The sequence below is a fragment of the Paenibacillus sp. FSL H7-0690 genome (assembly GCF_037980415.1).
GTDB lineage: Bacteria > Bacillota > Bacilli > Paenibacillales > Paenibacillaceae > Paenibacillus_AQ > Paenibacillus_AQ odorifer.
This window is the reverse complement of the sequence record NZ_CP150281.1, coordinates 1,113,032-1,137,772: the sequence shown is the minus strand read 5'-3', so window position 1 is coordinate 1,137,772 and position 24,741 is coordinate 1,113,032. Positions and strand designations below refer to the sequence as shown.

Genomic DNA, 24,741 nt, shown 5'->3' with positions numbered 1-24,741 from the left:
TTAGTAGGTTTTATCACTAAAATTTGGAATTTTATCCACTATAGTTAATAAGAACTAACGTATTTATGTAATATTAATCCATAATTTTCAACATATCTTATAAAACGACAACAATTATACAAATTATAACAATTGCTGTTGGGACTCTAGTAGGATGATGTCGATTTAAATGTTATTCCGGCAAAGCTGGGGTGCGATCCCCATATATTTTTTAAATAAACGAGAAAAATAGAACGGATCATTATAATGAAGCATACTAGAAATTTCCTTAATTTGTAATGAGGTGTTGAAAAGCAACTTTTTGGCTTCCGCCATTTTTAGACGGTGAATATATTCATGAAGCGGGTATCCACTGCTGCGCCGAACAAGACGACGAAGTGTAGACATCGAAACATGATGTTTTGCCGCTATTTGTTCTAGGTCCATTTCACCATAAATGCATAAGTTCAGGTCTTCCCGAATCTGACGCATATAATCAGCGTGAGAATTCCAACTTTTTTCTTCTATTATAAAAGAACACTCCAGCAGCATTCTTTCGAGCAATAATGCTGCCCGATCCGCATCTACAGGTTCTCCGCTCTCCATCCGTTCCAGCACTTCTTCAAATAAGGTAGTAAGACCTACTATAGATTGGGCTTGAAAAACATTTCCCCCGGCTATGAGGCCCGATTCCAGCCATTCCGATACACGCGTGCCATTAAAGTTAATATAATACTCATCCCAGCTGCCTCCCGGTGGTGGACCAAAGTTATAACTGTAACCTGGGCGGAAAAAGTATAAGCTGCCTTCACGCACCTGCTGCTCTTTTCCCCCAATCTCCATGTAGGAGCCACTACCTGACACTATGTAAACAATGGCCCAGTGCTCAAAAACTACACCTGAACGGAATAACGTTCTTCCTGGCAGATGTCCTGCCTGTCCCACCCTTATATTCTTGAGCTTCAGCTTGGAGGATTCAACCTTGGGATCAATAATTCTTATTGGATATGGACTGATCATATAATCCATGTGCTTGGACATTATAGGCATTCCTCCCCTTGTTTAGTAGTGATAAGGTTATTGTGAAGATGATCATATTCTACATGAATAAGAGGTGTCCACGCTATGCTTAATCATTCTACACTACTGCTTTTCCCTAATCCGCGTGAAATCACATTGTCACAAGGCTCCTTCCATTTCCCAACAAGCGGAAGCATCGTGCTTCCTAATATGGAAGAACAATCTGCCATGCCAGCTGCACGAAAACTACAGGAAGTAATTGCACAAACATTGAATCTGCAGCTGACTTTATCCATTGGCTTACGTCCAACCGTTGTATCTGTCTGTAACTTTAACTATGTGCCATTATTGTCTGCACAGGCCTATGAGATTGTTGTCGAACAGAAGGGTATCGTTGTCTCCTATAGCTCTCCTGTAGGCGCTTTCTACGCAGCAGCAACCCTGAAACAAATCATAGAACAAAGTGGAAAATCTATACCTCAGTTGCATATTCGCGATGAACCTGATTTTGGAGCCAGAGGCCTGCTCATAGATATCAGCCGCAATAAAATCCCGAAGCAAGAAACCTTGTACCGGATCATTGACCTTATGGCTGATTTGAAGATGAATGAACTTCAGCTATATATAGAAGGTGCTCCGTTCGCTTATGAATCCTTCCCTCAAGTCTGGGAGCTTGAAACCCCAATTACCGGAGAGGAAATCCTGCTTCTGGATGCCTATTGCAAAGCACGTTATATAGAGCTTGTTCCCAATCAGAATAGCTTTGGGCATATGGAGGGCTGGCTTTCTCGTCCAGAATTCAACGCTTTAGCTGAAATTCCCGAAGGCTTTATGCTTCCGAAGAATTTGTATGCGCAGGACGTTTATCCAGAAGGCTTATTAATGCACCCTGGTACTTTTGATACCGAAGATCCTGCTGTACTACCTCTGCTAGACAAAATGTTTGACGATTTGCTGCCCTACTTTAGCTCCAATCAGTTTAATGTAGGCTGCGATGAGACCTATGAACTCGGCCTTGGTAAAAACAAAGTTCTGGCTGAAACACAAGGCAAAGGTCAACTCTATTTATCATTCCTGCAAAAAATTTATGAATTGGTTACAAAACGTGGCAAAACGATGCAATTCTGGGGCGATATCATTATCCAGCATCCCGAACTGATTCCTCAGCTTCCTAAGGATATTATTGCTATGGAATGGGGTTATAGCGCGGAGCATCCCTTCGAGTCCGATACGCTCAAATTCCGTGAAGCAGGTATTCCTTTTTATGTCTGCCCAGGCACCAGCTCATGGAACTCCATTACAGGACGCACGGACAATATGTTAGCCAATCTGCGCAGTGCAGCTATTCATGGCAAAAACAACGGCGCTATCGGTTATCTCATTACCGATTGGGGAGATTTTGGACACTGGCAGCATCTGCCGGTCAGCTATGCCGGCTTCGCCTACGGCGCAGCCCTATCCTGGAGTGTAGATCATAATCTGGAAGCAGATACTGCACAGTATTTAAATAGATTTATTTTTGCAGATCGTTCTGAGGGAATTGGCCAGCTGCTCCTGGATCTCGGCAATTACTATCAGCTTGAATCCAGTATCAACCGTTCGAATGATGCAGAAATGTCCCTGCTGCTGCGTACCCATCTGGACAATTTCCTAATCATAGAGAAGCTTACTGAGGAACACTTCAATCATCTCGAAGAATATCTGCTCTCCATTGAGGCGCGGCTATCGGGGCTAGATCTTCAATGCGAGGATGCTGCTCTTGTGTTGAAAGAACTGAGTAATGGCATCCATTTCGTGAAGCATGCTGTGCAGCTTGGCAGAATCAAGCTACAGTTGACATCAGCACCAGATTCGCTTGATCCTGCGCTGATTACAAAGCAAATCAATGATCTTGATGTACTCCTTCACCAATATCGTCTCTTGTGGACGGAACGCAACCGGCTCGGCGGCTTGGAGCAAAGTATCTCGAAACTTCAACGCCTGCGGAGTCAATATGAAGCATTAAAATCAGAGCTCTCCGCATCCGTAAGTTCCTAATCCCTCTTATTAAGATTCTCTATATAGCTGCTGTTGGGTAATCGAACGTTGAACTAACGTTTTCGGTTCGCCCAGCGCAGCTCTTCATATTGATTCTCAAGCATCTCCCGCTCACGTTGCTCGTGTTGTTCCCTGCCAATTCCCTCCTGCTGGCTTTCCTCATCCTCATAGATTCGCCATAGGTCAGAGAACAGATAGTCTTTGATTTCTACCACTTTTCCCTGCAGGATTCCGTTTATCCAAAAAAGTCCTGTGGAGGTACGCATAACCATGCGGCCATCCGGTGTTTCCGCCTTTTGACCCATTCGAATCGCCATAAGCATTTGGCCGAAAGTATACCATTCCATATTTGCTAATACCTCCTAAATTTTAGTTGTAATGGAATAAAGAGAAAGCTATAATCAGGGCAAAAGAACCATTTTCGTAAAAATTTTATAGGAGGGTTGTTATGGATTGGCTAAATGACTACGAAGATGAACTACGCTTGGTATTCCAAGAAAGCAGACGGATTATTTCCGAATTTCCAGAGCCTCTAAATCAACAAGGTATGTCCTATCTTGAGCATTTTAACGTATTTAACGCTGAAAGCCACAAAAACTACATATGTTATCTTTTACCCTTTTGGCTGCAGAAGGGATGCGGAATCTCTGCAGAGGTTACTCGCCAGATGTCGATGGGCAACGTCTTTTTTATGTTGTATTTCTTCATACAGGATGACCTGATGGACAGCCAAGAATCCTCCGCATACGAAAAATTGCCCTTGGCAAATTTGCTTTATGTCGAATTTTTAAATATCTACCGGATACTATTTCCGGAGCCATCCGCTTTCTGGATCTTATTTAATCGTTATATCATGGAGTGGGCAGATAGTGTTAGCAACGAAAATACCAGTGACTATTTTCTTAATGATCGGGTCAAAATTGCCTATAAAGCCAGTCCGCTCAAGCTATCCAGCACTGCTGCCCTTCTGATGTCTGGAAAGAGTGATTTAGTGCCGCAAGCTGAAGAGCTTATCCATTCGGTTTTGCTTACACTGCAAATGCTGGATGACTATGAGGACTGGAAAGAAGATTTATCCGCAGGCAACTATAATTGTCTTCTCTCCCTAACTCGCAAACATCTGCCAAACAGCAGTGCAGCTAAACTGACTTCGCAAGAGGTCGAATTTTATCTATTCACTGCAAATGGTCTACATACCTATACGCAATTAGCACACGACACACATAACAAAGTTACAGCTTCCGACCTTGATGCCCCTCATCTTATTGCGTTCCATTCCATGCTAGTAAGTAACTTACAGCAGATCTCTGATTCCATCGAAGCGGACAAGCAGCTCTTGCTAAACGGAGGATTATATCATTGGTTGTCAAAAAATGTCCATTAATTCTATTATTTTGTAATAAAAAGAATAGTATTAGTAGTTTTGCTATGTTATATTATTAAAGGTAAATATATACAATTTGGGAAGGGTGATTATTATGTCAGAAGCAATTCTTAGAAATCAAGTCATTCAAAAGGCATGGGAAGATCCAAGTTTCAAGAAAAGACTACTCTCAGACCCAAAAGCGGCTCTCCAAGAAGCATTAGGCGTAATCATTCCCGACAGCGTTACCTTGAAAGCCGTTGAAGAAGGCTCCAACGAATTCTATCTTGTAATTCCACCAAGTCCTACATCCGATGTATTGAAGGCAACCGCAGCACCACGCGGTTCGTGGTAAGACAACAAGATTAACCCCCTAAGGAGTGAGAATCATCCGGAGCTTCTGCCAATGGCAGTATGGTGATGGATTCGGTTCCCACTCCTTTTTTGCTTGTAAATTTCACTTTACCTTGCATAGCTTCGATGATGCGGAAAGTGACCATTAATCCTAGACCTGTCCCTTTATTCTTTTTAGTGAAATAAGGCTCTCCCAATCGGTGCAGGACATCCGCGTCCATCCCTTCCCCGTTGTCTTTGATATGAATAATTACGTTCTCCTCTTCCGCATACACCGACATATAGATAAATCCTTCGTCCCGGAAAGATTCAATGCTATTTTTGATAATGTTGATGAAGGCTTGCTTAAACTTCGAGGAATTCCCCTTCACCCATAATTCGCCCGATACATCGAGAATCATTTTTCCTCCATTTAAATGACAAAGCGGCTGCATAATACTCTCAATATGCTTAAATTCATTATACAAATTCAGACTGGAAATCGTCTCAAATTCCGGTTTTGCGAAGGTTAAGAAATCCGTAATGATCCCGGAAGCACGATCCAGCTCACTAAGGGCCATCGACATAAATATTTCCTCTTCACCAACGGATTTCTCGCTAAGCAGCTGAAGGAAACCCCTAGTTACCTGGAGTGGATTCCGTACTTCATGAGCAACAGATGCAGCAAGCTCGCTAATAATTTCCATTTTTTCTGAACGCTGCAATTCGTTGTTAAAACGCTCTAATTCTTTAGAATAGTTAACAACCTGTTGATGGCTATAGGCTAGTCTTCGCTCCAGAATTACGATCAAGGAGATTATGAAGGCAACAATGCCCCACTTCCACAAGAATAAATCATAGTTCCCCTTATGAATGTAATACCACAGTAACTCTGACACTACAGTAAATGCAGCCGTTCCAAAGCCAATGGCAAAAATGATAGCGTCCCTATTCCCTTTAAGCGAAAATATAATCACACATACGATCAGCAAGATGAACTGAAGGATGAGGATGAACCCGATAATAGTGGTGGATACAAAATAATAAAACTCAATATAGCTATTATTCGATAGAAAATTGATCAAAAGACATAGCAAACAAAATGAGGAGTAAATGACTTGAAATTGACGAAAACGACGGACGATCGCATATTTTCCACTGCCAAATATTTTTTCAAATAAAAGAGTAAGCGCCGGTAAAAGTGAGAATAAAGCCAAATCAAGAAATACATTACTAATCGCGCCTAAATCGCTGTAAAAGGTATAAATAAAAGGAGAATAGGTTATCGAGAGAATTCCGGTTGAACCTATTACAACGGCTAGTGAAGCCACACTGGAAAAATAGTCCCTATTAATGTAGAGAGAGCTTATAAATAGAACGATAGCCACAAGAAAAAAAGCACAGCCCAAAATCACATCGCTGAGTCCATTTTTAATATAATCATTGATTAACAGGTTGTGTTCACCGATCACTACTTCATTTTTAATTCCGATTCTATCCTGCAGCGTTTCAGTCCAAATGTATAATGTTTTCCCACTATCGCTTTGACTCAAAGGCAACAACAAAGAATAGTTATCCTTAATATAATTACGATCTTCCTCGAAGATCAAACGGTCGTTCACATACACCTTCACATGAAGAGCATATAAAGTATCAATGTAGATTGAAGGGGAGATATAACTAAAGTTAGGTATGGAAATACGAGTCCAAGAAGTGGATACGCCTGATGGCAGATGTGGGATTTCCTTCGTAGCATTCACATTTATCCAATACTGCTGGTCATTATTCTGTGGAACCTCTATGCCGCTGTTTTCGGTTCCATCGCCCCATCTCATCTGCCAACTGGTAATTTCTTGGGATGGATATGGGGTCGCTGCTGATACAACAATTGAACTATATCCTATCAGAAGGAGAGTAAGAGCTATTGCTATATGTAGGACTTTAATCATCAAGCGCATATATGCACCTCAGAAGTAAGTATCAGAAACAATATTCTGTCTGTACTACTTCGCTCAGCCCCTCACTCTTTCCTTCTAAAAAACGGAATTATCATAAATTACTTCTAAATTCTTCTAAGTTCTGGTATTTTTACTATAATTTCAGTCCCTTCCCCTTTCTCACTGCGAAACTCAGTGCATCCCTCCATCGCCTCAATAATCCGAAAGGTTACCATCAGTCCAAGCCCCGTTCCTTTGGTCTTATTGGAGTAATATGGTTCCCCTAACCGAGCCAGCTCATTCCGGTTCATCCCTTCCCCATTATCATGAACACTGATTATTATATGTTTTCCAGACTTCCAGGCTGTGACTTTAATCAGCCCATTGTCCTTTAAAGCTTCAATACTATTTTTGAGTATGTTGATAAACGCTTGCTTGAACTTGGCAGATGATCCAGTAACGTAAAGTCCTGGCTGCAGATTAAGTTCAATGACGCCCCCTTGCAGATTCGCTAACGGAGAAAGAATACCCGTCACATGCCTCAACTCTTCGGACACATCAAGCTGCTCTACGGTTTCAAGTCCTGGTTTAGCGAAGGTTAGGAAGTCTGTAATAATGAGCGTAGCTCGATCCAGTTCTGTCACTGCCATTTGCAGATATTCCCGCTCCTTTTGATCTGAACGCTCCCCAAGAATCTGCAGAAACCCCCGGGTAACCTGCAATGGATTCCGTACTTCATGGGCAACCGAAGCTGCCAGCTCACTAATAATCTCCATCTTCTCCGAGCGCTGCAAATCATTATTGAACTTCTCAAGCTGATGGGAATATTCAATAAGCTGTTCATGGTTTCGAGTAAACCTTCTTCCCAGAATGACGATTAAGGCAATTACGAAAATCACCATTCCCCATTTCCACCAATATAATTGATAGGATTGCCCCGATGCATAGAACATGACCAGTTCACTAAGAGACATGAAAGCAAATATTGAGAACCCTGAAGTAAAAATAACAGCATCTACATTGCCACGGTTCGCGTGTATAAACGCTAAGCTGATCAAAAGTATAATTTGTACAATCATAAGAATACCTAGCACACTCGTAGTCATCAATCGATAAAAGTCATCCAACTGATAGGACAGAAGAATATTAATAACCATTAGGGAAAAACAAAATACAGAATAGACAATTTGAAACTTACGGAATCGTGTAACGATTCTCTTTTTCCCTGGACCAAATATTTTCTCAAAATAAAATGTAAAGGATGGCAAAAGCGTATATAAAGCTACATCAAAGAAAACAAGTACGATCTCTCCATAATCGCCGAGGATTGTCGGCAGGAATGATGAATACGTTACCACTAAGACGCCAATGGATAAAATAATCAGCACCAATAGAAATCCGCCTGAAAAATAGCCTTTTCTCATGAATAGCGAGCAGATCAGCAGTACAATCGCAATAAAAATAAGCGTCGTTCCAATGATCAGATCCATTAAGCCCTGCTTTACATAAACAGATAACAGCTCATCGTATTGGCCTACTCTTATTTCGCCGTGGATCCCTAAGTCTTTGCTGCCACCATGGGTCCATAAATATAGCTGTTGTCCTCCAACACTTTTGGACAGAGGAATGAAAACCTTACTGCCATTGAAATTAAAATCTTTTCCGGAATCATATATTAATTCGTTATTTAAATAAGCCTTAACATTATTTCCATATACTTTATCTATGAATAACGCAGATTTATCACTAATTTGTGGTAAAGTAAACCGCAGCCAGGCTGAGGTTGCTCCACTTGGAGTCTCTGGGCTTTTCCCATGAGGCATAACACGAGTCCATTCTTCATCAAGAGCTGCCACAGCTTCTTCAATATGATCTATTTCTATACGTTCAAATTTAATCTCCCAATTGGGCAGCGTAGAGTCTGATGATTCAGCACTCACTATCGCCGTACCAAAAGGAACCATAGCGGTCAGCAGTAGAATTAATAAAAAAGCAGCCGCTATATTGGGCTTTGGCAACTTCATCGTAGCACCTCAGTAATTCATTAGTTGTTTAAACGTTCATATATGCTTCTTAATTTCGACAAGCTTCGCACTATCCCTGCCTATTCTTGTAAATTTTCTCGAAAAAGAACGTTTTTCATCGGCTTTTACTTTCACCCATTTTTTACTAATCTAATATAGACATACCCATTTATTGGATCAGCGATTCGATCATGGTCAAACGGGTAAAGATAAACATAGGAAGTTCAAATTTTATCATAAAAAAGGAGTGAACGGCTATGGATAGTTCACCAAATAAAACTGAGGCTGACTTTGAATATGAACGTTATATACAAGCTGATATGGATGAAGAGGATATTGTTGATGATGACGCAGATCCTGTCTTGGTTGGCGATAAATACTTGGCAGCAGATATTGGTTTAAACTCACCTAAGGATGTAATCGAAAGAGATGAGTTAGTGGAATCCGATGCATATCTAGCCGCTGAAACCGCAGGATTAACCCTAGATGATACGGATTATACTAAGGATGAGGAACTCTTGGAGATGGAAGAAGAAGATCAGCCGCTGGAGGATGTTCCAGATGCAGACGATGTATATCCAAATTCCATTATTGACCCTGCCTCCCCGCCAGTGGATGTTATGCCGGGAACAGACGTTTTGAACGGTTCGCAGGGAGAATAGCAGCTTAATATGAATAAAGCCGCCGGGCTATGAGCCCGGCGGCTTTATGTTGTTTCTAAATAACGACATGCTCATTGAGTTAGCAGTTAACCCTGCATCGTTGTTGGCTGTTCTGCGGGACGAGCAGCGGCGATTTGTGCTTCCAGCTTGCGGGTCTTAACCAATATCGCTGCTACCAGCAGCATCACTCCATTGATTACAAACACCCAGCGAATTGGAATCACCGCGCCTAATAAGCCGCCGATAATCGGTCCAGCCATCGTCGCAAGCTGAGATGCCGCCTGATTCAGGCCAAAGGCCCGTCCACGGAATCCCGGCTCAATTACTTGTACAATCATGGCATTCACTGACGGCAGCACACCTGCATAGAACAGGCCGTAAGCAAAGCGAAGGATAGCGAACTCTACATAGCCCGAAACAAAAAACTGCAGAATATTACCGATGCCGCCCCCGATCAGTCCAATAAATAAGATCATCCCAAAGCCTTTTCGGCTGCCGAGTCTGCCCCACTGCGGAGCCATCAGCACCGTAGCAATCCCCACAGCGGAGAATACGATTCCCGAGCTTAGCGAGGCACTATTTTTGGAGATCCCCATGTCCAGTAGATAAATTGGGATTAACGGTTCCAGAATCATAACGGAGAAGGTACTGATTCCCGCCAGCGAGAGCAAAGTAATAAAAGCTCGGTTACTTCTCGCTTCCCTGATATCATCACTTACATGTGACCTTGGAGCCGAACGGTCGAAGTTCTCCTCTTTTGCAAAAAAAGTAGCAATGAGCGCTGAGATAAGTACAATACCCGCTGAGAATAAAAAAGCAATCCGGTTGCTGGTATAATAGCTCACTACACCGCCAATTAATGGTCCAATAATACTACCTGTCGCTCCGGCTGTAGACATAATACTTAAAGCGTACCCCGTCTTATGCTCAGGTGTATTGGTGGCTACCATTGCAATAGCTGCTGGAACAAAACCGGCAAGCAGTCCTTGCAGCACACGCACAATCAAAAAAACATAAGGATCATGTACAAAATAATTAATAAGGTATAAAGCTGCCAGACTAAAACCCGAGCGAATAAGCATCGGTTTCCGACCATACTTGTCGGCTAGCGAACCCCAATAGGGAGAGATTAAAGCGCTGGCAAGAAAGGTTATTCCAAAACTAACCCCTGACCAAATCTCCAAATGATTTGAAACCCCAAGTTCGTCGCTCAAAAAAATGGAAAGGAAGGGAATCGAGATCGAATAAGCTGTACTACAAAAGAAAACCCCTACCCAAAGCACGATCAAATTCCGCTTCCACGAAAAGAGCATCCTATGCACATCCTTTCTCGATGTTCTCTTTGGAAACATCCTACCATTGTAAACTTCTTTTTAAGATGTGCCAATCCCAGAAGTCATAACTGACCTTTGCATGTAATAGGACAAAGGAGGTATTATGGGAAGTACCTACGAGATTATTCAATAAAAAGGAGAGATTATTTAGTGAAGTCTACACGAACAAAATCCGCTATTCTTCTGATCATGTTATGCCTGGTCATGGTTATTGCGGCAGGTTGCGGTAACAAGCCAAACAATAACAATGCAAGCAGTAATAATGGAAGCAGCGGATCAGCACCTGGGGAAGGTGCAGCCCCAGCTGAAGGCGTTCCTTCAGCTACGGCAAGTCATCCCTTAGTAACCATTGAAATGGAAGACGGGGATATCATCCAAGCTGAGCTATACCCTGAGGTTGCCCCTAACACCGTAAACAATTTCATCTCACTTATTCAAAAAGGATTTTATGATAACACTATATTCCATAGAGTAATTCCTAACTTCATGATTCAAGGCGGCGACCCTGATGGTACAGGTATGGGAGGCCCGGGTTACAGTATCGCCGGAGAATTCTCTGGCAACGGGTTCACCAATAACCTTCTGCATACAGAAGGTGTTCTATCCATGGCAAGATCACAGGCTCCTGACTCTGCCGGTTCCCAGTTCTTTATTATGGATGCAGCTTACCCTAGTCTAGATGGAAGCTACGCCGCTTTTGGTAAAGTAACTGAAGGTATCGAAGCTGTAAAAAGAATTGTGAGCCTGCCTCGTGACGGTTCTGATCGTCCAGATGAGCCACCAGTCATGAAAAAGGTGACGGTCGACACCTTCGGCGTCACTTACCCAGAACCGCAAAAGGTTCAGTAATTAGGAATAAGCAGAAACCACGTTACCGTCCTCGAAAGAGAATAAACGTTTCTTGTAGAAATAAAAGAACATAAAAAACTCGGCAGTCCCTCCGAAGTTGTAATCGGATGGAAATTGCCGAGTTTTTTATTACAGCTTATCCCCGCAGCTATCTTCTGCTAAGTGCATGTTGACCATTACGCAGGAAGGTGCTGCGGCTATTTCTTAATAGCGCTATCCGGTCCTCTGCAAGCTGGTTCGCAGCGGCATAAGTAGGTATTCCGTTCAAACGGGAAATTTCCATTACGCGGGTAATATTGTCGTAAATCTTCGCCACCTGCTTAAAGGCACGTTCCTTATTATAGCCGTTCAGCTCGTCCGCAATATTAATGACGCCACCTGCATTAATCACGTAATCTGGAGCATATACAATCCCCATCTCATGAAGTGCATCACCATGCGAGGAATCCTTCAGCTGATTATTAGCAGCTCCTGCAATCACTTTCGCCTTGATTACCCGTAAGGATTCATCGTTAATTGTCGCTCCAAGAGCGCAAGGAGCATAAATATCACAATCTACACTGATGATATCGCCTGGATCTACAGCCTTGGCGCCATAGGCCTCTACTGCACGTTGAACGGCTGGTTTATGGATGTCCGTTACGATAAGCAGTGCTCCTTCTTCATGAAGATGTTTGCACAGTGTAAAGGCCACGTTCCCCACGCCTTGAACAGCTACTGTCTTCCCTTCAAGCGAATCACTGCCAAAGGCGGCTTTAGCGGCTGCCTTCATTCCTTGGTAAACACCGTAAGCCGTTGCTGGTGACGGATTGCCCGAAGAACCGTACGTAGGTGAGGTGCCAGTAACATAATCTGTCTCTTGATAAATAATGTTCATGTCCTCTTCCGTAGTCCCTACATCTTCAGCAGTTATGTACCGTCCATTTAAACCTTGTATGTATCTTCCGAAAGCACGGAACATGGCTTCATTTTTATCCTTCTTGGGATCTCCAATGATTACTGTTTTCCCACCACCCAAATTCAGGCCGGATACTGCATTTTTATAGGTCATCCCTTTTGCTAATCGAAGCGCATCAACAATAGCTTCCTCTTCCGTAGCATAGGTCCACATCCGCGTTCCACCCAGTGCTGGTCCCAGTGTCGTGTCATGAATCGCGATGATCGCCTTTAATCCCGATGCCTTATCCTGACAAAATAATAATTCCTCGTAGTCGTCCCGTTCCAATGCTGCAAACAATTCCATTTCCAATATCCCCTATCCCTTTGTCATATTCCTCATGCTGGTTCAAAGTTCATGCAATTGGAAGAGGATCAGTTGGATCCCCTCCCAAAATATTGTAGCAGAATACGCCGTAAAACAAAAAGAACTCATGTCACCATCTTAACTACTGATGGGGCATGAGCTCTTTTTATCCAATCTACTCTCATAGACAGGATTTCTATTGTACAAAATACAACGCAACTGTCAAAATGCTTTACAGTTTAGCAATTGTCTCTGTAAGTACCGGTACGATTTGCGATTTACGGGATACTACACCCTTAAGAAGCGCTTTATTGTCATCAAGCTTCACGTTGTACGCCTGTTCTACTGCACCTGCAACACGGCCCAGAGCCAGACCCACCGAATCGTTGTTGAGGATATCTGTAACTACGAACAGGAACAGATCCAATTCTTTTTCAGCAATAATGGAAGTCAGTGCAGTTTCTAGTTCAGCCTGCTTGGAGAGTACATCATTAACGTCGACCGCGTTCACTTGGGCGATTTCTACTTTGTATTCACCCATTTTGAATTCCTTAGCATCCAAGGAGATCAGTTGAGCGATACTCTTGTCGCTAAGGTCAGCACCAGCCTTCAGCATATCAAGGCCGTAGCTTTCTGCATTTACACCAGCGATTTCAGCCAATTCGCGTGCTGCAGCTACATCTTCAGCGGTGCAGGTTGGAGATTTAAACAGCAAGGAATCAGAAATGATTGCAGACAACATCAATCCGGCGATGTCTTTAGGGATAGCTACACCGTTTTCTTTATACATTTTGTTAAGAATAGTAGCAGTACAGCCTACTGGCTCAGCACGGTAGTATAACGGATGTGCAGTCTCAAAATTAGCGATCCGGTGATGGTCGATAACTTCAATTACACGCACTCGATCAATGTCATTCGCACTTTGTTGGCGTTCATTATGGTCAACAAGAATAACCTGATTAGCTTCTCCAGCTACGTTCTCTACCAGACGAGGAGCCTCAACTCCGAAATGATCAAGCGCAAATTGCGTTTCACCACTAACGTCTCCCAGACGAACTGGCTCAGCATCCCAGCCTAATTCTTTTTTGAGTGCTGCATAAGCAATTGCCGAACAAATAGTATCCGTATCCGGATTTTTGTGTCCAAAGACCAATGTTTTTTCCATTTCCAATCTCCTTACTATGTTTTAGTGAGATTAATATACCATACATTGATAGCGGCTTCCAGATTGTGCGTGCTGAAAAAATGGTTTAGCCTCTCCCACCTACGGTTGTTCACGTCTGGTCTTTGGAAGCGGATCTGGTTTCGACTCACCATGCAGCGGTTCATTATCGGAGAAAAGATCAGGATTCTCTTTTAGCATCAGGCTTAAAATATCCGTCGTTTCTACTGTTCCACACACTCTAACTAGTGCATCCCCGAAGTTCCCCTTACGCATGGCACCGCCTTCCTCAAGCTCGCGTTCCACTTTCCAAAAATGCTCCGACCAAGAGAGACCACAATGTCTGCGAGAAGGCACCATGATTTCATCGCCACCCGGCGTCACCGTATATAATTCCTCATGACTATCCGTCATTCTGCCCGGAATATCCACCCACTCTTCAATACCGTGAATAAACGTATTCCGCCGCAGATCGACGCCTAGCAGTACTATTTCCGCCTTCCGATCAAGCAGCTTGCCCCACACTGAACCACGGGCGCATGGCGTATCCCAACGTTCATCCCCTGCAGTAAACGCCTCAGCATCAACACCCAAAGCCGCTACAGAGTGAGTCGGATGCCAAGAGCGGACAACACCTGGACGTTTTCTGAACAGCTCCGGTAATATCCCTACACAAGATGGGGAATCTTGAACAAAGAAGCGCGGATTATCCGCATTAATATAAGCCCATGTATGCGTTGGCAAAACAAGCAGCCCATCCTTCATATATTCACTGAGTGCATCCAGCACCGTGTTCGCGCCTCCTTCTACTTCGCCAACACTTTTTAACGAGGAATGAACTAGAATGGTCCCCCGTGGATCAATCCCTAACTCCTGTAATTGTTTCATCAAGCTTGTTGTTGTGTGCACTATACTCTCTCCTTATGTATGAATTAAATTTCATGAAACATTAATATCCACTTGCAAAAGTTTCTTATTACTATTAAAATTATAGTAACTTAATAATATTCACCAAAGATTCTATCGATATATTAAAAATAAATTAAAATAATCCACAAACCCAAAGCATTTACACGGAGGTAACTACCATGAGTTTAACGTTAAAAGGACTTCACCATGTCTCAGCTATTACAGGCAAAGCACAGGAGAACTTTAAGTTCTATACAGAGGTACTCGGACTGCGTCTCATTAAAAAAACAGTAAATCAGGATGATATTTCAGTGTACCATTTATTCTATGGAGATGAGAAGGGGAATCCCGGAACCGAATTAACCTTTTTCGAGCTTCCGATGGCAGGCCGCAACCGTGAGGGCAATAACAGCATCTCCGCGCTCTCCCTTCGAGTGCCAAGCGATGCCGCACTTACCTACTGGGAGCAACGCTTCACCGAGCTTAACGTGGAGCATGAGACGATACAGGAACTTGGTGGACGCCAGACTTTATCCTTCCGCGATCACGAGAGCCAACGTTTCATTCTCGTATCCGACGAAAATAATAACGGTGTTGCCGGCGGTACTCCTTGGGCTAAAAGCCCAGTACCTGCCCAATATGGCATTGTAGGCTTAGGACCCGCACATCTCACAGTAGAAAGTGCAGAACATACAGCGGTAGTGCTGGAGCAGTTGCTCGGCTTCCGCCGTATAGGAACCTACCCTTCAACAGTTGCCGGTCAGCCAGAAGTGCTCGTATTCGAGACTGGTGAAGGCGGATCAGGTGCTGAGGTTCATCTGGAGGAACGCAATGATCTGGAGCAAGAGCATTTGGGCCGTGGCGGGGTACATCACGTCGCATTCCGCGTAGATAATGAAGACGAATTGAAGCAATGGATCGAACACATCCGCCAGGCACAGCTTCCTAATTCCGGTTTCGTCGACCGCTTCTACTTCCGTTCCCTCTATTTCCGCGAGCCTAACGGCATCCTTTTTGAGTTGGCTACAGACGGACCAGGCTTTGCTACAGATGAGCCTATGGAAAGTTTAGGTGAATCCCTTGCGCTGCCGCCATTTCTGGAATCGAAACGCCAGCAAATCGAGGCGTATCTGAAGCCGCTGGATACTCGGCAATAAACCTCTTTCAGGTTACTAAATAAAAGGTGTGAGCCGCTTATGCGCTCACACCTTATTTTATTATTGAAGGTTAGTAACTTTCCCTACAATATCTAGTAGCTCCGACAGGTTTCGGATTTCGTATTTTGGCTGAACGCCGGACTCATTAATCTTACCTAGCGGGTTAAACCAGCAAGTATCAATCCCATAATTAATTCCGCCTTGAATATCAGAGGTTAAGGAATCACCCACAATCAATACTTTTTCCTTATCTTCTATCCCCAATTTGGCAAAAGCATAATCAAAAATCCCCGTCTCTGGCTTCTGACATCCTGCCTCCTCTGAGATAATGATCTGCTCAAATGTATCACTCAGCAGCGAGCCTTGGATTCTGGAAGTTTGCACATCCTTGATTCCATTCGTGATAATCGCCAGGCGGCAATCTGCAAGCTCTCCGCATAGCTCGATTGCTCCCTGCATCAGAAAGGTTCCTTCGCCTAAGAAACGTAGATAGGCCTCACTGAATGTTTCAGGATCAAGCTCAAGCGCATGTGCAGCAAACAACCGATTAAACCGCTCTACCCGCAGCGCCGCAGATGAAATCCTTCCTTGTTCTAGATCCCTCCACAATGCGTGGTTAATCTCTTGATAACTGGCAGCATAATCTGCTGCACCTGTGGGCATCCCAAAGTGTAGAAAGGCATTAGACAACGCGTGACTTTCTGCCATTCCATAATCAAACAACGTATCGTCGGCATCAAATAAAATAACATCGTATTTCATAAATATCCCCCAAAGGCTTTTCTCAACAAGGTACTACAGCGTTGCTGGCAAGTCAACTTCACACCCCTCACGACAAAATTTTACTTTTTTAAGGTAGATTTAATCGATCTGTGGTATTTTAAAAAGAAAACGGTGGTGAGCGTCATTTTATACGTTTTATCATTTCTAATGTCATTTCTTATCGTCTACTTTCTAATTCCGCCGCTCGGCAAGCTTGCTTTTCGGCTTGATTTTGTGGACAAGCCTCGGCAGGACGTTGAGCGTAAAATTCATAGAGAGCCCATTCCGCTAACGGCCAGCTACGCCATATTCATCGGATTTTTTATCACTTATCTGGTGTTCGCGCGTGATTTCTCCATGGAGACTGTCGCATTATTTGTAGGTGGCGTACTGTTGCTGACCATAGGCACAGTGGATGATTGGTACAAAACGAAAGGCAAAGATTTCCCAGCTCTGCCCAAGTTAATTGTACAAGTTAGCGCAGCGATCCTGGTTTATGTTTCTGGCAATGCCTTTACCGGATTCTACAATCCGTTCTCAGGCGATTATATCGTTTTGCCTGTCATTCTATCGTTTCTGCTGACGATTATCTGGATCTTCGGTGTAACCACAGTTATTAATTTCTCGGATGGCATGGACGGTCTGGCTGGTGCCTTGACGGCCATTTCGGCGATTACGTTATTTGTTGTCGCACTGGCAAAGGGACAATCCTCATCTGCCATTATGGCAATTTCACTGATTGGCGTTACGCTTGCTTATCTGCGCTACAATAAGCCGCCCGCCAAAATCTTTATGGGCGACGCCGGGGCAACCTTTCTCGGCTTCATCCTAGCGGTAATTGCACTCGACGGAGCGTTCAAGCAAGCCACCGTCCTGTCGCTGTTCATTCCGATTCTGGCGCTGGGCGTACCGATCTTCGACAACATTTTTGTCGTAGTCAAACGTTTCATCCAAGGCAAGTCCATTTATCAAGCCGATGCCACCCAGGCTCATTACCGCCTACTTCGGGCAGGCCTGAACCAGAAGCAGGTCGTTGCCGTGCTTTGCCTGATTAGTGTTTGCCTATCCTTATCCTCTATCATTCTGCTGCTGATTGAGACCTAATGTATTAGGACTAAGGGCATGTCTCATATACTGAGACTGCCCTTTGAAGTTACAAAAGGAGCCAGATTCCGATATGGAATCTGGCTCCTTTTGTGTTTGAGGGTAGCGAGAGATAGCTAAGATGCGAGAGTTTGCCAGAGCTTGCGGGATCTGCGGGATCTGCGGGATCTACAGAGATCCACAGCGATCCACAGCGAACTCTCCAGCCTTTATCCTTACGGACTCAGGCGCCGTTATTCGTGGATTTTCGGCCATTTAGTGGTGTTTTCGGACTCCAGAGACGCTATCTACTCAAAATGGACTCATAATCAGTCAATTTCCACCCAATAGCTGCATTGGAGTCCGATAGCGCACAAATAAGAGTGAATTGTTACTTTTAGCGACTCCTGTGTCCTTTAGCTCCATTTGCAGCGTTACTGCTCAGTCTTTCTAACCTACACTCTGCCGCTGGTTAAAACAGTTGCAATCTACGGGATCTACGGGATCTGCGGGATCTGCGGGATCTGCGGGATCTGCGGGATCTACAGAGATTCACAGCGATCCACAGTGATTCACAGCGAACTCTCCAGTCTTTATCCTTACGGACTCAGGCGCCGTTATTCGTGGATTTTCGGCCATTCAGTGGTGTTTTCGGACTCCAAAGACACTATCACACCAAATCGGACGCATTTTCAGTCTATTTCCACCCAATAGCTGCATCGGAGTCCGATAGCGCACAAATAAGAGTGAATTGTTACTTTTAGCGACTCCTGTGTCCTTTAGCTCCATTTGCAGCGTTACTGCTCAGTCTTTCTATCCTACATTCTGCCGCTGGTTAAAACAGTTGCAATCTACGGGATCTACGGGATCTACGGGATCTACGGGATCTGCGGGGTCTACGGATCTACGGATTTACGTAGATCCATGGCCAATTCCCCAGCTTTTACTCTTGCGGACTCAAGCGCCGTTATTCGTGGATTTTCGGCCATTTAGTGGTGTTTTCGGACTCAAGAGACGCTATCTACTCAAAATGGACTCATAATCAGTCAATTTCCACCCAATAGCTGCATCGGAGTCCGATAGCACGCAAATTAGAGTGATTTGTTACTTTTAACGACTCCTGTGTCCTTTAGCACCCTACCTCCGAATACATCAATCACCCATCGTTCTCTTGCGTAAACTCAGCTAATCTGCGATAAATCCCAACGATCTCTTCCATCGGCATTCTAACTAATCCGCTAGAAGAGGGTGCAACAAATTCACGAACGCCATCTACCTTTGGAGGCACGTCCCCTTGAAATCCCCAGTTAGCTTTTGTTCTGCGGCTAAACTCTGTATACACACCCTTACCTACAAAACAGGCGACTTGAGGCCGATATTTCTCCAGCTTGGAGCGAAGCATTTCCCGACCCTCCTGGTATTCTTCACGAGTAATATCGTCGATTCCCCGTGTGGGACGGGCAACAATATTTGTAAACCCATAGCCCAGCTTAAGCAAGTCCCCATCCTCAGACGCATCATACAACCGGGGAGTAAGTCCAGACTGATGTAATATTCTCCAGAAATTATTCCGCGGATTCGCGTAATGATGTCCTACCTCGCCAGAACGGATACTAGGATTGAACCCAATAAATACAATCTGTAATCCGTGATCTAAGTGATCTGGAATTTCATCCATGTTATTATGCCTCCTAACCAAACGTCGATCTAGTTCAACTTACAGGTGTATACACCTTAAGACAAGAAGGCGGTATATGACCTGCCAACCATACCTTATTACCCGCATTATAAAAGGTTACACCCATTTGACCCGCTCTAATCGTATCAACGGTTAACAATATCAATTTCCCTCTGCGACTTCCGGCTAAACTGGCAAAATGAGTCCCTTCAGACAAATGAACATACTGCCGTCCCATCGATTGGAGCCCCTCCTCCAAAATCACAGAAAGCACACCAGAATGAGTTCCGTGAAAAAGTATAGCAGGCGGAGTCCCCGGCTCATAAGTGATTTTTGTGTGGCTATGCCCGTACCGGGCTTTGATCCGGTCATCAACGATTTCCAATCGTTGCTTGTCGCAACCTGCAACCACTTGCCGAATATCTCCCACAGTCACCTCTGACCATCTAGGAGTGCTTACAATAACAAACAGTAAATCATCCAACCTACAGGAACCATCCTCTGGATCCAAAATAAGACCATATTGCTCCGGGGTATGCCGAAGCAGCTTAGTCATAAATTTACTTAACGACACTTCCGCTGTATTGCTTAACATTATATTTTCACCTCAATTTTTCCTATTTATATTATTCTACAGTAAAGGATCTCTTCGAAGCAGATTCCAGAGGCATTACAGCAATCACACATCCATGTATTACCTCTTACTATGCAAAAAAGACCATGGACTCTATCGTCCATGGTCGGGCTTCACCTAAATACAAAACTCCTTACCAGTTAATACAGCGATGTTATTTTACCGGAACGAATATACTGGTTCAGAGGCTGACCTGAAAGTTCCATTTCATCCTTCTCCTATCTCCAAAAGCATAATCCAACTATCCAGTTTATGTCAACCAGTAGTCTTTTATCTGTAATCTTTTACTTACCTTATTCTAAACTTATTCTTAACTTATTTCAGCAATGCCTTCAATTCAGGCGTCATATCCGATTCTTTTAACATTACGAAATCGCTATAACCCTCTTTGTACATCAACTTCACAATGTAGTTGCCATTCTCAACACCATTATGGAAATGATGGTCCAAAATATCTGTTAATAATGTCTTATCCTTCGTAACAGCCGTACGATTCTTTTCGCGTGCAAGCGCTACTCTTTGTTCAGGACTAGTAGGGTTCTTAGGTGTTTGCTCGTCCATATAATCATCTTTTATAATCTCTGCCGATTGGATATCTTCAGCTGTTATTCGTATTTTATCGGCATAACCTTTTTCGTCCATCCACTTTTCAAGCTCATGGAAAGAAGATTTCCACGGATAATAATAACCATAATCTGTAATAACTTGATTACTGTTCTCTTTTGTCTTCACCTCTACTTGGATATTAGCCACATCAGGTTTTCCGTCCTTATCTATTTGTACTTCGTAGGACATATTCGAAATTTCGCGTTTGATAATCTCCTTTAGCTCTGAAATTTCCCCGGGATCAGAAATGGCTACTTTTTTATTCCTGTTAGTAACCCACATAAAATCCAGGTCTTTGTCTAAGAGAGCTAAATCATACTTTTCATACTTGTAAGCTTCGGTATCCTTAACCGCCTCGAGCTCTGATTCAAACCCCTTATTAGGGATCCAGTATTCCCTCACTAGCTTATCGCCGTTCTCCAATTGATAAGCCAGAGTAAAATATTCATAAACGTATTGTCGTGAGGTAAGTTCTGGACGTACTGCAACTACCGCTTGATGGAGTTTACGGACAGCTTCTATATAATCTTTATCATCGGAAAAAGGGTTCTGCCCCATGTAGGGTGTAGTGTACAAATCATCCGTTGGGGTATACAACCGGTAGTTAGCTCCCATATATACACCGCTAATCTTATCACCGGAAGGCACTCTGGCTTCATACCCCGTAACACTTGATACCGGGATATACAGAAGTAACCCTATCATTACCGCATAAACTGCAAACTCAGCTACCATTTTACGCGTCATAATCTGCCATGTTTTCCGAACAATCATTTCTGCGGCAACATAACCAATAATGGCTCCGATGGCATATCCACCAATCACCCAGCCCATTTGCTGTTGCTTCATTTGCGCAAAATAATTACCGGCAATAAGCATGGCACATAACATAACCCCTGCTTTAAACAGTGGGTTGAAATATCCAAAGGCAATAGCCTGACCCGCTTTTTCCGTATTACGTTTACGGTATAACAGGTACGACAACCCGATAAATAGAAGTGCCAATACCCCATAAATCCATAATTCTGTATTGGTGAAGGGTTTGCCGGTAAAATAATACACGATATGAACAAAAGGAGACCATATCTGCGAAATAGAATCACGCAAGTTAGAGTTTGCATTTGCATATCCATAAAGATACATAGCTAAATGGCTGTGGATTAATGAGATCAGTACAGCAGGAAGAATAAGCAAAATATAAATGATAATTCCCTGAAGAATAGATTGGCCCGTACATATTCCCACAAAAACACTAAAGCAAAAGAGGAACAAAGTCAGAATACTAACTGTAATACACCATTGCCAAATATCTGCGCCTTGAAAAATATAAAAATTACCACTCCACGGCTTAACAACGGCAACCACCCCAGCAGTTAACCAAACAGGCAGCAATAGTAAGGTAAGTCCACTCGTCAGATGAGCTGTAAATAAATGCTCTCTGCGTAAAGGCAGGCTATGCCAAAGATCTGCGGGTGATTTTGCCTGAAGGTATCGGAATAAGAATAGTCCTGCGGCAACTGGGATCGTAATGATAAACAAGGCTTGCACACTACCAGCTATGCGAAATAAATGATCAACTTCCTGCGGTTTTGCATCCGGATTGCTGCTCATGAAGAGCTGTAATGGAAGTGCAAATAATAAGCCGAGTGCATATATAATCCCTATCCAGCCATGCTGGCGGAAGTTCTGGCGAAAAATACTGCTATTAAAGTAGTAATGGCTGCGCGTCATATCCGACATCCCCCATTTCATAAATAAAGATCTCTTCTAACGTTAATGGAAGCAAATCGAATACGTATGGCTCGTACACCTGAAAAGCCGCTTTGATCCGTTCACGATCCCCTTTTACAATATATAGGTTCACACTTCCCCGGCGCTCTTGATGCAGAACTTGTAGCTTGGCAGCTAACGGAATCTCATGCCGTTCATCCCGAAACGCCACTTGAATCTTATGTGTATCCGCCTTAAGATCATCCAGATCCTTCTCAATCAACATCTTCCCACCATGCATAATCCCAACATGATCGCACAGATCTTCAATCTCACGAAGGTTATGGGAAGATATGATTACCGTCAGCTCGCGTTCAGCAACCTCCTGAAATAGCAGGTTTTTGATCTGACGCCGCATCACCGGATCTAATCCGTCAATCGGTTCATCCATAATCAGCACATCCGGCATACAGCTTAAACATAACCAAAATGACGCTTGCCGCTGCATCCCTTTGGAGAAACGACTGAGTTTGCGTTTTTTATCGAGCTGAAATACGGTTCCCAAATCTTCAAAACGCTTCTGATTCCAGCTCGGATAAATCGAGCGATAGAAGGCCGCCATTTGCAGCATGGTGGATTGTGGGAAAAAGTAAGGAGCATCCGGCATAAAAATAACCCGTTGCTTAGTCGTCGGGTGTTCGAATACCGCTTCACCATCCACCCGCACGGTCCCCTTATCTGGAGAGTAGATGCCCGCCAATGTTTTGAGCAGCGTTGTTTTGCCCGCGCCATTAGAGCCGAGCAGCCCATAAATTGTTCCTTTATGTACCGTTAAAGAGATATCGTCGACTGCCTTCTCGCCTTGAAATAACTTGCTGACTCCCCGAATCTCAATCATCACTCTTCCCTCCTTCTCTTTGCTTCTCCACTTGTTGGTACAAAGAACTAATCTCAGCTGCGGTGAACCCAAGGTATACCGCCTCCGCCATCAGCCTCAGCAACTCGTTCCGGACTTCCGCTTTTTTGATCGCATTTTGTTCTTTTTTCATCGGGGCTACAAAACTTCCTTTCCCCTGTAATGAATAGATATATCCCTCACGTTCCAATTCACGGTAAGCCTTCTGAATCGTATTGGGATTCACGGTTAGCTGCTGGGATAACGTCCTTACAGAAGGTAGCTGTTCATCCGTCTGCAAAATACCATGCAGAATCATCTCCTTGACCTTATCGGTCAGCTGCTCATAAATCGGCTTCCGACTACGAACGTCCAGTTCGAACATAACCTTCCTCCTTCCACTATCTTGAATTAAATCCATTATGATGTGTACTAACTGTACTACTATTATTAATACAGTTTTATTTATATGTCAACAAAAAAATCCCCAAGATTTTCCTTCGGGATTTATCTATTCCTTGCTATTAATCAAAATTACGTCCGATCGCGCCGAGCCAATCTCGTCCACAGTAGTTTTAGGACCCTGATGACGCTGATTTCTGCTTATAAGGTCATCTGAGTCCGATTGCGCCAAGCTAGCCTTGTCTCCCGGGGCTTTCGGACCCAGATGACGCTATTCGCACATTTTCCGCCTTTTGAGCGAAGTTTCGGACTCCACTGCAGCTATTGCCTAGAAAGGTGCTCATTTTGGGCATTTTTCACACCAATAGCGACTCTGGGGTCCGTTAGAACTCCAAATGCCGCTGATTCCTGCTTTTAAGGTCATCTGAGTCCGATTGCGCCAAGTCCCCCTCATCCCCCATGGATTTCGGACCCAGATGACGCTATTCGCACATTTTCCGCCTTTTGGGCGAAGTTTCGGACTCCAGTGCAACTATTGCCTAGAGAGACGCTCATTTGGGGCGTTTTTCATGCCAATAGCGGCTTTGGGGTCCGTTACAACTCCAAATGACGCTAATTCATGCTTTTAAGCTCATCTGAGTCCGTCGCACCGAGCCAACCTCATCCCCCTGGTTTTCGGACTCAGATGCCGCTATTCGTACATTATCCGCCTTTTGGGCGAAGTTTCGGACTCCAGTGCAGCTATTGCCTAGAAAGGCGCTCATTTTGGGCGTTTTTCACCCAATAGCGGCTTTGGGGTCCGTTACAACTCCAAACGCCGCTGTTTCCTGCTTTTAAAGTCATCTGAGTCCGACAGCGCCGTGCCATCCTTATCCCCCGTAGCTTTCGGACTCAGATGCCGCTATTCGTACATTTTCCGCCTTTTGAGCGAAGTTTCGGACTCCAGTGCAACTATTGCCTAG

General features: G+C 43.9%; 21 protein-coding genes. 7 read left to right on the top strand and 14 right to left on the bottom strand.

What is annotated here, in order from left to right:
* Positions 1-165 precede the first annotated feature (165 nt).
* A complete protein-coding gene (locus MHI32_RS04985) occupies positions 166-1,020 on the bottom strand; it encodes a helix-turn-helix domain-containing protein (RefSeq protein WP_340011985.1) in 855 nt (284 codons plus the stop codon).
* Between the two features lie 84 nt (positions 1,021-1,104).
* On the opposite strand from MHI32_RS04985, the gene MHI32_RS04980 reads away from it, so the two are divergent.
* On the top strand, positions 1,105-3,036 hold the full coding sequence (locus MHI32_RS04980) for a glycoside hydrolase family 20 zincin-like fold domain-containing protein (RefSeq protein ID WP_340011984.1): 1,932 nt from the start codon (positions 1,105-1,107) through the stop codon (positions 3,034-3,036).
* A gap of 53 nt (positions 3,037-3,089) precedes the next feature.
* Here the strand turns inward: MHI32_RS04980 and MHI32_RS04975 are convergent, their stop codons facing one another.
* Complete coding sequence (locus tag MHI32_RS04975) at positions 3,090-3,383, bottom strand: hypothetical protein (RefSeq protein WP_076137149.1); 294 nt, start codon at positions 3,381-3,383, stop codon at positions 3,090-3,092.
* Positions 3,384-3,484: 101 nt separating this feature from the next.
* On the opposite strand from MHI32_RS04975, the gene MHI32_RS04970 reads away from it, so the two are divergent.
* Positions 3,485-4,420, top strand: a complete 936-nt coding sequence (locus MHI32_RS04970) for a hypothetical protein (protein WP_076218272.1) — start codon at positions 3,485-3,487, stop codon at positions 4,418-4,420.
* Between the two features lie 94 nt (positions 4,421-4,514).
* Positions 4,515-4,754 carry an NHLP leader peptide family RiPP precursor gene (locus MHI32_RS04965; protein WP_170914256.1) on the top strand — a complete coding sequence of 80 codons (240 nt, stop codon included), beginning with the start codon at positions 4,515-4,517 and terminating at the stop codon, positions 4,752-4,754.
* A gap of 10 nt (positions 4,755-4,764) precedes the next feature.
* Here MHI32_RS04965 and MHI32_RS04960 read toward each other — a convergent pair whose 3' ends face one another.
* A complete protein-coding gene (locus tag MHI32_RS04960) occupies positions 4,765-6,681 on the bottom strand; it encodes a sensor histidine kinase (protein ID WP_256717070.1) in 1,917 nt (638 codons plus the stop codon).
* A gap of 113 nt (positions 6,682-6,794) precedes the next feature.
* Entirely contained in the window at positions 6,795-8,693 is a 1,899-nt protein-coding gene (locus MHI32_RS04955; RefSeq protein WP_076147144.1) for a sensor histidine kinase, read from the bottom strand.
* A 257-nt stretch (positions 8,694-8,950) separates the two neighbouring features.
* On the opposite strand from MHI32_RS04955, the gene MHI32_RS04950 reads away from it, so the two are divergent.
* Entirely contained in the window at positions 8,951-9,355 is a 405-nt protein-coding gene (locus tag MHI32_RS04950) for a hypothetical protein (protein ID WP_051490926.1), read from the top strand.
* An 86-nt stretch (positions 9,356-9,441) separates the two neighbouring features.
* On the opposite strand, the gene MHI32_RS04945 is transcribed toward MHI32_RS04950, so the two are convergent.
* Positions 9,442-10,668, bottom strand: a complete 1,227-nt coding sequence (locus tag MHI32_RS04945) for an MFS transporter (protein ID WP_076207323.1) — start codon at positions 10,666-10,668, stop codon at positions 9,442-9,444.
* Positions 10,669-10,878: 210 nt separating this feature from the next.
* Between MHI32_RS04945 and MHI32_RS04940 the strand changes: the two genes are divergently transcribed.
* Positions 10,879-11,538, top strand: coding sequence for a peptidylprolyl isomerase (locus MHI32_RS04940; RefSeq protein ID WP_339191122.1), 660 nt, complete (start codon positions 10,879-10,881; stop codon positions 11,536-11,538).
* A 148-nt stretch (positions 11,539-11,686) separates the two neighbouring features.
* Here the strand turns inward: MHI32_RS04940 and MHI32_RS04935 are convergent, their stop codons facing one another.
* The 3 genes from MHI32_RS04935 to MHI32_RS04925 all read right to left on the bottom strand — a co-directional run bounded on the left by MHI32_RS04935 (position 11,687) and on the right by MHI32_RS04925 (position 14,852).
* Positions 11,687-12,781, bottom strand: a complete 1,095-nt coding sequence (locus MHI32_RS04935) for a Glu/Leu/Phe/Val dehydrogenase (RefSeq protein WP_339189693.1) — start codon at positions 12,779-12,781, stop codon at positions 11,687-11,689.
* 232 nt (positions 12,782-13,013) lie between these two features.
* Positions 13,014-13,946 carry a manganese-dependent inorganic pyrophosphatase gene (locus MHI32_RS04930; protein WP_076129278.1) on the bottom strand — a complete coding sequence of 311 codons (933 nt, stop codon included), beginning with the start codon at positions 13,944-13,946 and terminating at the stop codon, positions 13,014-13,016.
* A 99-nt stretch (positions 13,947-14,045) separates the two neighbouring features.
* On the bottom strand, positions 14,046-14,852 hold the full coding sequence (locus MHI32_RS04925; RefSeq protein WP_076129279.1) for an AAC(3) family N-acetyltransferase: 807 nt from the start codon (positions 14,850-14,852) through the stop codon (positions 14,046-14,048).
* 179 nt (positions 14,853-15,031) lie between these two features.
* Here MHI32_RS04925 and MHI32_RS04920 point away from each other — a divergent pair, with 179 nt between their 5' ends.
* Positions 15,032-16,009, top strand: coding sequence for a ring-cleaving dioxygenase (locus MHI32_RS04920; protein WP_339189691.1), 978 nt, complete (start codon positions 15,032-15,034; stop codon positions 16,007-16,009).
* Positions 16,010-16,069: 60 nt separating this feature from the next.
* On the opposite strand, the gene MHI32_RS04915 is transcribed toward MHI32_RS04920, so the two are convergent.
* A complete protein-coding gene (locus MHI32_RS04915; protein ID WP_076304983.1) occupies positions 16,070-16,771 on the bottom strand; it encodes a YjjG family noncanonical pyrimidine nucleotidase in 702 nt (233 codons plus the stop codon).
* Positions 16,772-16,939: 168 nt separating this feature from the next.
* Between MHI32_RS04915 and MHI32_RS04910 the strand changes: the two genes are divergently transcribed.
* On the top strand, positions 16,940-17,875 hold the full coding sequence (locus MHI32_RS04910) for an MraY family glycosyltransferase (protein ID WP_076129282.1): 936 nt from the start codon (positions 16,940-16,942) through the stop codon (positions 17,873-17,875).
* Positions 17,876-19,010: 1,135 nt separating this feature from the next.
* On the opposite strand, the gene MHI32_RS04905 is transcribed toward MHI32_RS04910, so the two are convergent.
* The 5 genes from MHI32_RS04905 to MHI32_RS04885 form a co-directional block, all read right to left on the bottom strand.
* The gene (locus MHI32_RS04905) at positions 19,011-19,532 is read right to left on the bottom strand and encodes a mismatch-specific DNA-glycosylase (protein WP_076129577.1); all 522 of its coding nucleotides are present in this window, start codon (positions 19,530-19,532) and stop codon (positions 19,011-19,013) included.
* Between the two features lie 34 nt (positions 19,533-19,566).
* Positions 19,567-20,127 carry an RNA 2'-phosphotransferase gene (locus MHI32_RS04900; protein WP_340011983.1) on the bottom strand — a complete coding sequence of 187 codons (561 nt, stop codon included), beginning with the start codon at positions 20,125-20,127 and terminating at the stop codon, positions 19,567-19,569.
* A gap of 354 nt (positions 20,128-20,481) precedes the next feature.
* Positions 20,482-22,524, bottom strand: a complete 2,043-nt coding sequence (locus tag MHI32_RS04895; RefSeq protein WP_340011982.1) for a hypothetical protein — start codon at positions 22,522-22,524, stop codon at positions 20,482-20,484.
* The gene (locus MHI32_RS04890; RefSeq protein WP_036680830.1) at positions 22,478-23,380 is read right to left on the bottom strand and encodes an ABC transporter ATP-binding protein; all 903 of its coding nucleotides are present in this window, start codon (positions 23,378-23,380) and stop codon (positions 22,478-22,480) included. Before MHI32_RS04890 ends, MHI32_RS04895 begins: the two co-directional genes overlap by 47 nt.
* Positions 23,373-23,762 carry a GntR family transcriptional regulator gene (locus MHI32_RS04885; RefSeq protein ID WP_036680827.1) on the bottom strand — a complete coding sequence of 130 codons (390 nt, stop codon included), beginning with the start codon at positions 23,760-23,762 and terminating at the stop codon, positions 23,373-23,375. The genes MHI32_RS04890 and MHI32_RS04885 overlap by 8 nt, the downstream gene beginning before the upstream one ends.
* Positions 23,763-24,741 lie beyond the last annotated feature (979 nt).

Excerpts from the sequence above, each read along its gene's own strand:
- MHI32_RS04960 (WP_256717070.1), bottom strand. The coding sequence starts at position 6,681 with ATGATTAAAGTCCTACATATAGCAATAGCTCTTACTCTCCTTCTGATA.
- MHI32_RS04955 (WP_076147144.1), bottom strand. The coding sequence starts at position 8,693 with ATGAAGTTGCCAAAGCCCAATATAGCGGCTGCTTTTTTATTAATTCTA.
- MHI32_RS04965 (WP_170914256.1), top strand. The coding sequence starts at position 4,515 with ATGTCAGAAGCAATTCTTAGAAATCAAGTCATTCAAAAGGCATGGGAA.
- MHI32_RS04910 (WP_076129282.1), top strand. The coding sequence starts at position 16,940 with ATGTCATTTCTTATCGTCTACTTTCTAATTCCGCCGCTCGGCAAGCTT.
- MHI32_RS04915 (WP_076304983.1), bottom strand. The coding sequence starts at position 16,771 with ATGAAATACGATGTTATTTTATTTGATGCCGACGATACGTTGTTTGAT.
- MHI32_RS04895 (WP_340011982.1), bottom strand. The coding sequence starts at position 22,524 with ATGAAATGGGGGATGTCGGATATGACGCGCAGCCATTACTACTTTAAT.
- MHI32_RS04935 (WP_339189693.1), bottom strand. The coding sequence starts at position 12,781 with ATGGAATTGTTTGCAGCATTGGAACGGGACGACTACGAGGAATTATTA.
- MHI32_RS04985 (WP_340011985.1), bottom strand. The coding sequence starts at position 1,020 with ATGTCCAAGCACATGGATTATATGATCAGTCCATATCCAATAAGAATT.
- MHI32_RS04930 (WP_076129278.1), bottom strand. The coding sequence starts at position 13,946 with ATGGAAAAAACATTGGTCTTTGGACACAAAAATCCGGATACGGATACT.
- MHI32_RS04900 (WP_340011983.1), bottom strand. The coding sequence starts at position 20,127 with ATGTTAAGCAATACAGCGGAAGTGTCGTTAAGTAAATTTATGACTAAG.
- MHI32_RS04945 (WP_076207323.1), bottom strand. The coding sequence starts at position 10,668 with ATGCTCTTTTCGTGGAAGCGGAATTTGATCGTGCTTTGGGTAGGGGTT.
- MHI32_RS04950 (WP_051490926.1), top strand. The coding sequence starts at position 8,951 with ATGGATAGTTCACCAAATAAAACTGAGGCTGACTTTGAATATGAACGT.
- MHI32_RS04905 (WP_076129577.1), bottom strand. The coding sequence starts at position 19,532 with ATGGATGAAATTCCAGATCACTTAGATCACGGATTACAGATTGTATTT.
- MHI32_RS04885 (WP_036680827.1), bottom strand. The coding sequence starts at position 23,762 with ATGTTCGAACTGGACGTTCGTAGTCGGAAGCCGATTTATGAGCAGCTG.
- MHI32_RS04940 (WP_339191122.1), top strand. The coding sequence starts at position 10,879 with ATGTTATGCCTGGTCATGGTTATTGCGGCAGGTTGCGGTAACAAGCCA.
- MHI32_RS04975 (WP_076137149.1), bottom strand. The coding sequence starts at position 3,383 with ATGGAATGGTATACTTTCGGCCAAATGCTTATGGCGATTCGAATGGGT.
- MHI32_RS04980 (WP_340011984.1), top strand. The coding sequence starts at position 1,105 with ATGCTTAATCATTCTACACTACTGCTTTTCCCTAATCCGCGTGAAATC.
- MHI32_RS04890 (WP_036680830.1), bottom strand. The coding sequence starts at position 23,380 with ATGATTGAGATTCGGGGAGTCAGCAAGTTATTTCAAGGCGAGAAGGCA.
- MHI32_RS04920 (WP_339189691.1), top strand. The coding sequence starts at position 15,032 with ATGAGTTTAACGTTAAAAGGACTTCACCATGTCTCAGCTATTACAGGC.
- MHI32_RS04970 (WP_076218272.1), top strand. The coding sequence starts at position 3,485 with ATGGATTGGCTAAATGACTACGAAGATGAACTACGCTTGGTATTCCAA.